Below are 10,370 nucleotides of genomic sequence, written 5' to 3'. Positions count from 1 at the left end.
GAAAGAAGAACTTTAAAAGCTTTATTTTCACCCGATAAAATACCCATAAAACAAGAGGAAGCTCAAATGAGCTTCCTCTTGTGAAAAATTGTGGGACAGCAATGCTCAGAGGAGTCCTTTTTTATATGTCAAGAAAAATGTACTTAACTGACTAAGCCCTTAGGCAAAAATATCCATCAGATGTTGACGATAGTCATGTTCGTACTGAGCGACATTGGGCATTTTTATCACATCATTTACGATGAAGGTGTCTAAACTTTTCATTCCTAAAAATTGATTGGCTTTATGAAATGGCAGATAAACACCATCAACGCCAACGCCATGAAAAAATTGCTCAGGATCATTAAATGCTTCGATGGGCGCATTCCAGGTTAACGATAACATATACTTTTTATCGTGGATGAGGCCACCTGAACCATATTTTTTCGATGCATCCGAACGTGATCGGCCATCGCTGGCATATAAAATGCCATGACCTGCCGTAAAAATATCATCCATATATTTTTTTACTGTCCACGACGCACCCATCCACCATCCCGGCATTTGATAGATAATGATATCGGCCCAGACATATTTTTGAATTTCCTGCTGAATTTCATAGTCGCTATCGGCACGGGAAATTTTAACGCTATGCCCCAGTTCACCAAGCACAGCATTTGCCAATTCAGTCAAGGTGTCATTTAACTCACCATTCGAGTGTGCAAAATGCTTGGCACCATTCACAATCAGGATATTACTCATTTATTCGCCTTAAATCATACATTTTCATAAGGCCAATATATTCAAATATCTTATTGATAAAAATTCATGAATTTGCAAAATACTATTAATAAAAAATCAACAATAAAACCATAGATCATTTTACATCCAACCAATCTTTAAACCTAAAAAAAAGCACCCGCAGGTGCTTTTCAAATCACTCTATAGAATTAAGGAATGAGACCTTCATCCCGCATGGCAATCTGTACTGACTGACGTTCTGCGACTTTATTCCGCAAGGCAACAATATTCTTGTACGGCATTAAGTCATGTTCAATACCATTCGACCAGTTGGTTAATACGAATAGATACGCATCTGCCGGGCCAAAGTTATCATCCACCAGATAATCATTATCCGACTCGCCAATCACTTTATCGATATAAGTCAATAAACGATCGATTTCTGCATAAGCTTTTTCTTTTGCTTCTTTCTCCAAGGGAGCACCAAAGAAAACCGCATAAGCATCATGTAATTCTGAGTTTAAATATCCCAACCATTCGAGAACTTTGGCACGTCCTAGCCCGGATGGCGGAATCAAATCTTGTTTAGGGTCGTGCTGAGCAAGGAAAGGTAAAATGGCAACGTTTTCAGTAAGGATCAAACCTGGATTAATTTCTAGAGCTGGAACATAACCTTTAGGATTAATCTCGTAATAATCAGCCCCTTTTTCTGTCTTGTGTGTTTTTAAATCAACGCGTTCCAAGTCAAAATCTACATTAATTTCATTCAAAATAATGTGAGACGCTAAAGAGCATGCACCTGGAGAATAATAAAGCTTCATACCTGATCCTTGTTATATGTCTATTCACTGTTTTAAATGGCTTCTAACAAACTTTCAAGTGATCAAACCTGTAAATTGCAAAAAAGCGTAAATATATAAAAATCATTTACCTTCTGAATATTGTCTAAATTTCGCATATTTTCAAGTCAAATTCATATGCTTTTTTGACTGAACTTGTTTTACCATACGCACCTTTAAAATTTGATGAAATCAATTCGTGTGATTAACCTTAAAAAAGAACAATGGTTTTCCAATATCCGTAGCGATGTGTTGGCCGGATTGGTGGTCGGTTTAGCCTTAATTCCCGAATCTATTGCTTTTTCGGCTATCGCTGGTGTTGACCCGCAAGTAGGCTTATATGCCTCTTTCTGTATAGCGGTAACGATTGCTTTCTTTGGCGGTCGTCCTGCCATGATTTCTGCGGCTACAGGTGCCCTGGCCTTGCTAATGATTACCTTAGTGAAAGATTATGGACTGCAATATTTACTGGCAGCGACGATTTTAACCGGCATCATTCAAGTCATTGCAGGCTATTTTAAAGTCGCAAAACTGATGCGCTTTGTCTCGCAGTCTGTGGTGTATGGTTTTTTAAATGCTCTCGCCATTTTGATTTTTGCCGCACAACTGCCGGAAATTAATAAAATGGATAGCTTAGGCTATTTATTTATGGTGCTGGGACTAGGCATTATTTACCTGTTTCCTTATCTGCCCAAAATTGGCAAAACCATTCCCTCTCCTTTAGTCTGTATTGTTGTGCTGAGTGCTTTAGCAGTATTTTTGGGTGCCGACATGCGTACTGTCAGTGATTTGGGACAGTTCCCCGATACTTTGCCAATTTTCCTGATTCCAGACATTCCGCTGAACTTTGAAACACTACAGATCATCTTTCCTTATTCCATCACCCTTGCTACGGTCGGTTTACTGGAAACCATGATGACCACCACGGTGATTAATGAAGTCACCGGAACGGAGGCTGACCGCCATCAAGAATGTCGTGGCCAAGGAATTGCCAATATTGTCAGCGGTTTTATGGGCGGTATGGCTGGTTGTGCCATGATCGGCCAGTCGATTATTAACGTATCTTCAGGTGCACGTACCCGACTGTCAACTTTAGTGGCTGGCGTATTCTTGCTTTGTCTGGTTGTTTTTTTTAAAGACTGGCTGGCTTATGTGCCCATGGCAGCATTGGTGGCGATTATGGTGATGGTAGCCTTCACCACTTTCCAATGGGACTCGGTTAAACAGTTCCGTCAGCATCCTGCCGCATTTAATGTGGTGATGATTACTGTGGTGATTGTGGTACTGGCAACACATAACCTGGCTTTGGGCGTGTTGACTGGTGTACTGCTGTCTGCACTGTTCATTATCAACAAGCTGGAAAGTGAAGTGAAAGTACAATCGACCTTGCACAATCAGCAACGCCACTATGTGATTACCGGGCAAATCTTCTTTAGCAGTTCAGAAAAATTCTTCCAGTTTTTTGACTTTAAAGAAAATATTTCCAAAGTTGTGATCGATCTGAGTCATGCCCATGTTTGGGATATTACTTCAGTGAATATGCTGAATAACGTGGTGCAGAAATTTAAAGATCAAAATATTGAAGTTGAAGTGATAGGCTTGAACGAAGCCAGCAGCACCTTGATTGATCAATACAATCAATCTTCATAAAAGATAAACAGCTTTCGGGTTCTTTTATTTTTAAAGCTACTTTTAGCGACCGAAAAAACCGAGAAAAGTTTGACTTGTCAGGCTCAGGACTTAAAATACCGCATTCGTATTTTTTACATTTGCCAAAATTATGTCGAACGATCCATTAGACCAGCAAGTCGTAGAGCTGGACAACTTGAATGAACATCGCGAAATTGTCACTTTTATGCGTCGTTCATCTCCGCTGAATACCTCTCAACGTACTGCGCTTGAACAATATGGTCACCTAATTTTGGAATATCCGGTGGGTGATTTACGTCAGCAGTTTGAACATCCAGAACGTCCGCTTACTGTAGAAATCGGTTTCGGTATGGGACGTTCACTGGTGCTGATGGCGAAAGCCAACCCTGAGCGTAACTATGTCGGTATTGAAGTGCATGTTCCGGGTATTGCGCAATGTGTGTATGAAGCGGGTATGGCAGGCTTAACCAATCTACGTTTGCTTGATGCCGATGCCATTCAGGTACTGCGTGAAATGCCTGACAACAGCATTAACGCGATCCAGCTGTATTTCCCTGATCCATGGCAAAAGAAACGTCATTTCAAACGTCGCTTTGTATCGCATGACCGTATGCCACTGGTTGAACAGAAACTGGAAATGGGCGGTACTTTCCACTCAGCAACGGATTGGGAACCCTATGCTGAATGGATGCTCGACGTTTTGGATAACCGTCCAAATCTTGAAAATATGGCAGGCAAAGGCAACAGCTACCCTCGCCCGGAATGGCGTCCGCAAACCAAGTTTGAGCGTCGCGGCTTAGAGGAAGGTCATAAAATCAATGATTTTCTGTTCAAGAAAATCAAATAACCTTAATTGACAGCATAAAAATGGCTCATATCAATGAGCCATTTTTTATACTCAAAGTTTAAGCTTTTATCGCCATATAACCTTGATAGAACAAAATCTGGGTAAACCCCTGCACAGCTTCAAAACCACTCGCTTTCAGTTGTTCAAAAGTTTCCTGCTTCGATAACGGATAAAAATCATCTTCTAGACGCTCCAGCATGACCGCAGCCTGTGAAGGCGTTAAGCCATTGGCCTCACATAGATATTTGAGGGTCTGCAACTCCTGCTCCGACTTGATTTTGGTCAAGTCAAAAGTGATGAATATGCCTTGAGATTTTAAACGTGAGGAAATGGCTTTAAAGAACTTGGGCTTCTCTAGATAAGCCACAAAATGCGTAACCAGAATGGACAGTGCCGCATCGTAAGACTGGTCCGTTTTTAACTGGTCTACATCACCCAATACAAACTCCACCCGATGCAATGCATTTAAGGCGTGGATATGATGTTTGGCTTTATCCAGCATGTTTTGCGACAACTCTGTTGCGGTAAAAGTCCATTCAGGAAACAACTGGACCAGATGACCCAGCTCATAGCCGGTACCACAACCGACAATCAGCACATGTGCATACTCATCCACATAAGTTTTTAATAAAGCCGTAATTTGCTGATGTACCACTTCATAACCAGGAATGAGCTTCCGGATGTGTAAATCATAACCGTCTACCACATACTGGCTATTAAAATCCTTTGCCATAAGTGCCTCCCTTTACAATGCATGACCTGAATTTATTTAAGTTTAAGTGACTCATCAGGATGATGCGATTGCAAAATCTGTTGGCTCATCAGATTGTAAATATTTTTCAAATCTTCCCGTTTGGCATCATCCAGCATCTGTTGATGCATATTCAGGATATTTTGATCTCCCCGCATTGCAGGCCCGGTCTGCATCTGCTTAGGGTCATGCTGTACAGCTTTATGGGCGGTTTCCAAAATTAACGGGTAAAGCAGCGAGAAATCGACTTGCTGTGCATCGACCACCTGCTTCGCCATGTCATAACAATAATTGCTGAAATTACAGGCAAATACAGCCGCCAAATGCAGGCTTAAACGTTGCGCCGATGAATATTGATAGACTCGTGAACTTAAGCTATTTGCTAGATTGGTCAATTGCGCCAGATCATTCTGCTGGACTGCTTCCACAAACAATGGCGTGGCCTGCCAATCTACTTCTCGGGCCAGGCTAAAAGTTTGTAAAGGATAAAATACTCCGGCACGTGGATGAACCTCTGCCAGAACTTGAATATCGGTACTGCCTGAGGTATGCACAATCAAGACATCGGCTAATTGTGCATGCACCTGTTGAATGACCTCAGCAATTACTTGATCGCTCACTGCAATAATCACCAAATCCACATCTGCTTGAAGTTCTGCAATATTGACTATTGCCTGTGCAGTGACCTGACTTGCCAAAGTCTGGGCATGTTCTAAAGTCCGGCTATAGATCTGTACAATTTGATGATTTTGGCTTAAAACAGCAGCCAGATGATGCGCCACGCGTCCCGCACCAATAAAACTAATTCGCATACCTAAGTTCACGTTTTACAATTCTGTACAAGCATGCCAATAATAAAAGGACGAATCAATTCGTCCTTTTATTTAATTGCAATTCAATATGTATGGATAAGTGTACTTTTTTTAAACCGAGATAAAGTTGACCTTTCACTTATTACTGCTTATTGACACCCTGCTCATCCACTTCACGCACCACACCTGTTTCGGTATTTAATACTTCAAACTCAATACGGCGATTTTTAAATTGTCCTTCAGGCGTTGCATTATCTGCTACAGGTTGCTGTGAACCATAACCCACCGCCTGCAACTGCGCAGGATCAACGCCTTGTTTGACTAGGTAATCCACAACGGCTTGAGCACGTTTTTGCGATAATGCTTTATTCACCTCTGCATTCCCCACGGCATCTGTATGCCCTTTAACAGTTAAATGGACCTGTGGCGCGTTTAATCAAGGCAGAAGCCTGATCCAGAATCGATTTATTGGCATCTGGAATCTCGGCACTTGCGGTAGCAAAATTGATAATCTGCATATTCAGTGCGGTTGCAATATCCAGTGCACGAATCTGCTCTGGATTAATTTCCGCCAATGCTTGTTCTGCATTGCTATTACCGGTAGCAATGGCAGTATTGGGATCTACAACTGCTGATGCACTCTGCAGTCCAGCCGGAGTCAGTACAGTCATGTTTTTCGTTAGGGGACGAATTTGAGCTGCAAGCTGTTCAGCATCCGCCGGATGAGCAGTCTGAATGAAGAGCTGATCTCCCATCCAGGTTAATGAGACATTAGGTACACCTTTGACCAGTTTCAATACGCTTGGAATGACATCCTGATCGATAAATTCTGAATGATAACGGCTATTGTTTTCTACACCACAACCGATATTGTGATTAAAAATCTGTTTAATTTCTTGTTGTAAAATATCAATATAATTTGCATTACCGGAATAGAGCTGACATGTGATTAAATCTCCTGTCGAACCGGTACTGAGTTGCAATTTTGCCGGTTCACTACTCGCTGTTTCAGCAGGTATACCACTGGCTGGAGTACTTTCTTTTTTATCTGAACACGACTTAAAAATAAATGCCAATAGCGCAGCTAAAATAAGGAAAACAATCAAGGGAATTAAAAAACCTGATTTCTTTTTTTCCTCAATGACCTGATAAGGGTCAACGGGGGGCACTTGATGTAAAGTTTGCCCCGATGCAGTATCCATCCCTAAAGCGCTGAGGAGTGCGGGAGCCCAATGTGGCAAAGCACTGAATACTGCGGGCCAATGGCTTGCAATAAGATGGGTAATGGCACTAGGTTCGGAAGATCCAGCCTCATCTTCCAGTACTCTCAAAGTTGGTGCTATAGAACGATTGAGCGTTGATTCGATTGTTTTAGTCGGCACCGTGCCTGAAATCTGTTGCAAAAATTCCTGCTTTAAAGAGGGGTTGATGATAAAGATATCGCCCAGTCTTGGATTTAATTGATTCTGTAAATTTATAATAAACTCTGGTTTAGATTTAAAGATAGATAACAAAATGGGGATAAAACTGCTTAAGGCCTGACTTTTCTCACTCAGGTATTCGGTTTCACCCTCCAAAACCGTTGCAGATACTTTCTGCTTTAATAAATCAATCAAATTAAGATTCATGGCTTATTCCTCTTATTGTCTTTTTATCATGTCCTTTTTTAGTCTATTCGTTCATTTTTTAGTCAGTGTAATAAATTGTATTATTTGAATACTATTATTTTTCAATAATAAAAAAGCCAGCCGAAGCTGACTTTCTTAAATTTTACATTCAATCTAATCGCTTAAGCCGCAAAAGTTTTAATCACTTTACCCACCACTTTCTGGTTAATCAGCGGGGTATTTTTACCTTGAGACACGATGCTTTCTTTGCTGACTGTCCACTCAAGTTGAGGATCAAGCAAAGCCCAGCCCGCTTCTTCAGTCCAGCGTTCTAGCATGTTTGCTACTTTTGCCGGTGCAACGGTAACTTTTTCCACCCACTCCAAAGGCTCAAATAAACCTTCATTGATGAGTTGAATACCAAAAGGTACAAATGTATCAAATGCAGTAAAACCTGGTTGGGTTTCAGCAAATGGCGCCATTTTTGCAGAACTGCTCAGTGGTTCATGGTGAGTCGTAATCGCATCAATGATGCCATCTTTCACACCCTGACGCAGCAAGTTCTTGTCTTGCTCGGAACGTAAAGGCGGACGTACATGAGCAAGTGAATTGAAGCCATCAATCAGCTGATCGGTCAGATGTAACTGGTGCATAGCCACATCACAAGTTACTGGCAAACCTTTTTCTTTTGCAATACGAATCAGTTCCACAGAAGCACCGCAAGACAATAAGCCGAAGTGAGCACGGACTTTAGTCGCTTCAATCATCAGCAGATATTTTGCAATCGCAACGGTTTCAGCCAAAGCTGGAATCATCGGCAAGCCCTGACGTGAAGCAATAAAGCCTTCATGCACACAACCGTCTTTGGCAATTTGTGGTTCTTCCGCATAGAACACGACGGTCATATTCAGCCCAGCAGCATACTCCAGGGTACGAATCACTACATCATCATCGGCAAACGGTGCATTGGCATTGGAAACTGCAGTACAGCCACCCTTTTTCAGACTCGCCATATTGGCAGGTTGATTGCCTTTCAAACCTTGCGTTTGTGCACCAATCACCTGCAAATAAATGCCACCATCCAGCATGGCTTTTTCCACCAGACCATGAATTAAAGCACCATTGTCTTGTACGATCGGTTTTGAGTCTGGTGGGGTAAACACATGCAGAATACCGTTTTCACGGGCAGCTTTGCCTTCAGACTTTAAAGTCCCATGCTGCTGCTGACCCGGTTCACGTAAACGCGCGCACAGATCCACCATAGTTGGCATCAGCCATTTACCTTGCCCGTTAATCGTTTCAGTTACGTTGGCAGTTTCAGCAACCCGTTTGCCATTTTCAATATATACAGTCTGTACGCTGTCGGTTTTATTGATGGGGTCCAAGACACGTACATTTTCAATTTTTACAATACTCATGACTTTCCCTTATCCCGCAACCGCTTCTAACAAACCTTTTTCTTGCAACTGACCTTGCATTGCCAGAGCCAATACCGCCATACGTACTGCAATACCGTTGGTCACCTGATGCAGAATCACTGACTGGGTGCCATCGGCAATACTGGAATCAATTTCCACACCACGGTTCATTGGGCCTGGATGCATCACGATGCAATCCGGTTTTGCCATAGCCAGACGCTCTTTGTTCAGACCGTACATTTTGTAAAATTCAGCTTGTGAAGATAAAGCGGGTGAATCAATACGTTCGTTTTGAATACGCAGGGTAATGATCACGTCGCAATCTTTAATGCCTTCTTCCATGTTGTTAAATAAACGGACACCTTCGCCATATTCAGCAAAACCATAAGGCAGCAAGGTATTTGGCGCAATCACACGGATATCTTTACAGCCTAAAGTTTGCAGTGCCGCAACATCTGAACGTGCTACACGTGAATGCTTGATGTCACCAATAATGGCAATGCTGATATCTTCAAAATTCTTTTTGGTTTCACGGCGAATGGTCAGCATGTCCAGCATCGCTTGTGTCGGATGTGCATGACGGCCATCACCGGCATTAATAATGGCAACATTCGGGCAGACATCTTTGGCAATAAAATGCGGCGCACCTGAAGATGAATGACGCACCACAAAAATGTCGGTTGCCATGGCTTCCAGATTCCACAAGGTGTCACGCAGGGTTTCGCCTTTAGAGGTACTAGAACGCGCAATATCAATGTTGAGCACATTGGCAGACAAACGCTTTGCTGCAGCTTCAAAAGTGGTACGGGTACGGGTAGAGTTCTCGAAAAACAGGTTCATCACCGTACGACCTTCGAGAAGATTATTGGTAATCAGCTGATTTTGGTCATTAAAAAAGGACTGCGCAGTGTCCAATATTTTTGTGAGTGTTTCTTTAGAAAGACCCTCGATGGTGAGGAAGTGTTTTAAGTTACCATCTTGGTTGAGTTGAATCTGGCTCGGAGTATGCAATGCCGCCAAGTGCATGAGAGATTCCTTATACGTTAAGTCAACGTATTATACAGAGTTTAAGCGATTTAAATAGTTCAGCTTGATCTTACTTGTCTAAAAAGCAGCTCGGTATTTGGAATAAAAAATATAATTCCCATTTAATTTTTCAATAAGATAAATTAACCATTCAATGATTTAGCCATCTGATTTTTAAAATAAAAATAGGTAACTCAGCCTGATTCCGAGTTACCCTAGACAACTAACGTAGAGCCCCAATGTAGCGGTTTGCCCCTTGTGCACGCTCTATATCTTCTTGAGTGGGTTCAACCGAAATTAATTCTTCATGTTGGGTGAACTGAATTTCATTTTCAGGCTCTTCATCAGTTTTTAGTCCCAGCACTTTAGTCAAACGTTCAACTAGGCGAAGTAATTCAGGGTCTTGTGTCTGTTTCGCCATTGCCACCACATGTTCGGCATATTCGACATTCTCTGTAAGATAGCTTGCATCAATCACACGCCCTGATACCCGTCTTAACCGTGCATAAATAAGTGTTGCCACTGAAAAAACTTCATTTGTAATGATTACACTTTCTGACATTTGTCATTCCCATCTCTAAAAAAGAAAGTGAGGCATCAAGTGCTCTTCTTGATCAAGCAGCCTCACTGGGCTATGCAGCAATATCTGTACCAATATCAAAAAAAGCTCACATGATTCAACATATGAGCTCTCTTAAAA

General features: G+C 41.9%; 9 protein-coding genes and 1 pseudogene. 2 read left to right on the top strand and 8 right to left on the bottom strand.

Annotation, left to right across the window (positions count from 1 at the left end):
* Window positions 1-159 precede the first annotated feature (159 nt).
* Window positions 160-741 carry an NAD(P)H-dependent oxidoreductase gene (locus ACE01T_RS05040; protein ID WP_395518843.1) on the bottom strand — a complete coding sequence of 194 codons (582 nt, stop codon included), beginning with the start codon at window positions 739-741 and terminating at the stop codon, window positions 160-162.
* A 188-nt stretch (window positions 742-929) separates the two neighbouring features.
* The gene (locus ACE01T_RS05035) at window positions 930-1,541 is read right to left on the bottom strand and encodes a glutathione binding-like protein (RefSeq protein ID WP_086195571.1); all 612 of its coding nucleotides are present in this window, start codon (window positions 1,539-1,541) and stop codon (window positions 930-932) included.
* A gap of 219 nt (window positions 1,542-1,760) precedes the next feature.
* Here ACE01T_RS05035 and ACE01T_RS05030 point away from each other — a divergent pair, with 219 nt between their 5' ends.
* The gene (locus ACE01T_RS05030) at window positions 1,761-3,209 is read left to right on the top strand and encodes a SulP family inorganic anion transporter (protein WP_395518844.1); all 1,449 of its coding nucleotides are present in this window, start codon (window positions 1,761-1,763) and stop codon (window positions 3,207-3,209) included.
* Between the two features lie 130 nt (window positions 3,210-3,339).
* Window positions 3,340-4,056 (top strand): tRNA (guanosine(46)-N7)-methyltransferase TrmB, encoded by a 717-nt coding sequence (gene trmB / locus ACE01T_RS05025; protein ID WP_092818457.1) that lies wholly within the window; start codon window positions 3,340-3,342, stop codon window positions 4,054-4,056.
* A 58-nt stretch (window positions 4,057-4,114) separates the two neighbouring features.
* Here the strand turns inward: trmB and ACE01T_RS05020 are convergent, their stop codons facing one another.
* The 6 genes and pseudogenes from ACE01T_RS05020 to ACE01T_RS04995 form a co-directional block, all read right to left on the bottom strand.
* A complete protein-coding gene (locus tag ACE01T_RS05020) occupies window positions 4,115-4,789 on the bottom strand; it encodes a class I SAM-dependent methyltransferase (protein WP_180176507.1) in 675 nt (224 codons plus the stop codon).
* A gap of 32 nt (window positions 4,790-4,821) precedes the next feature.
* The gene (locus ACE01T_RS05015) at window positions 4,822-5,619 is read right to left on the bottom strand and encodes a Rossmann-like and DUF2520 domain-containing protein (protein WP_180081816.1); all 798 of its coding nucleotides are present in this window, start codon (window positions 5,617-5,619) and stop codon (window positions 4,822-4,824) included.
* Between the two features lie 142 nt (window positions 5,620-5,761).
* Window positions 5,762-7,247 (bottom strand): annotated as a pseudogene (locus tag ACE01T_RS05010) (OmpA family protein).
* A 161-nt stretch (window positions 7,248-7,408) separates the two neighbouring features.
* Window positions 7,409-8,644: a dihydroorotase gene (locus ACE01T_RS05005; protein ID WP_180041803.1), complete on the bottom strand. Its 1,236-nt coding sequence runs from the start codon at window positions 8,642-8,644 to the stop codon at window positions 7,409-7,411.
* A gap of 9 nt (window positions 8,645-8,653) precedes the next feature.
* Window positions 8,654-9,670, bottom strand: a complete 1,017-nt coding sequence (locus ACE01T_RS05000; RefSeq protein WP_086195586.1) for an aspartate carbamoyltransferase catalytic subunit — start codon at window positions 9,668-9,670, stop codon at window positions 8,654-8,656.
* Between the two features lie 223 nt (window positions 9,671-9,893).
* Window positions 9,894-10,232: a hypothetical protein gene (locus ACE01T_RS04995; RefSeq protein WP_180041805.1), complete on the bottom strand. Its 339-nt coding sequence runs from the start codon at window positions 10,230-10,232 to the stop codon at window positions 9,894-9,896.
* Window positions 10,233-10,370: the final 138 nt, after the last annotated feature.

Origin of the sequence: Acinetobacter uliginosus (genome assembly GCF_044130295.1) — a bacterium.
Lineage (GTDB): Bacteria > Pseudomonadota > Gammaproteobacteria > Pseudomonadales > Moraxellaceae > Acinetobacter.
The sequence above is the reverse complement of the archived record's forward strand: the minus strand, read 5'-3'. Positions and strand labels throughout refer to the sequence as shown.

Coding starts and splice junctions, on each gene's coding strand:
- ACE01T_RS05000 (WP_086195586.1), bottom strand. CDS start 9,670: ATGCACTTGGCGGCATTGCATACTCCGAGCCAGATTCAACTCAACCAA.
- ACE01T_RS05005 (WP_180041803.1), bottom strand. CDS start 8,644: ATGAGTATTGTAAAAATTGAAAATGTACGTGTCTTGGACCCCATCAAT.
- ACE01T_RS05040 (WP_395518843.1), bottom strand. CDS start 741: ATGAGTAATATCCTGATTGTGAATGGTGCCAAGCATTTTGCACACTCG.
- ACE01T_RS05015 (WP_180081816.1), bottom strand. CDS start 5,619: ATGCGAATTAGTTTTATTGGTGCGGGACGCGTGGCGCATCATCTGGCT.
- trmB (WP_092818457.1), top strand. CDS start 3,340: ATGTCGAACGATCCATTAGACCAGCAAGTCGTAGAGCTGGACAACTTG.
- ACE01T_RS05020 (WP_180176507.1), bottom strand. CDS start 4,789: ATGGCAAAGGATTTTAATAGCCAGTATGTGGTAGACGGTTATGATTTA.
- ACE01T_RS05035 (WP_086195571.1), bottom strand. CDS start 1,541: ATGAAGCTTTATTATTCTCCAGGTGCATGCTCTTTAGCGTCTCACATT.
- ACE01T_RS04995 (WP_180041805.1), bottom strand. CDS start 10,232: ATGTCAGAAAGTGTAATCATTACAAATGAAGTTTTTTCAGTGGCAACA.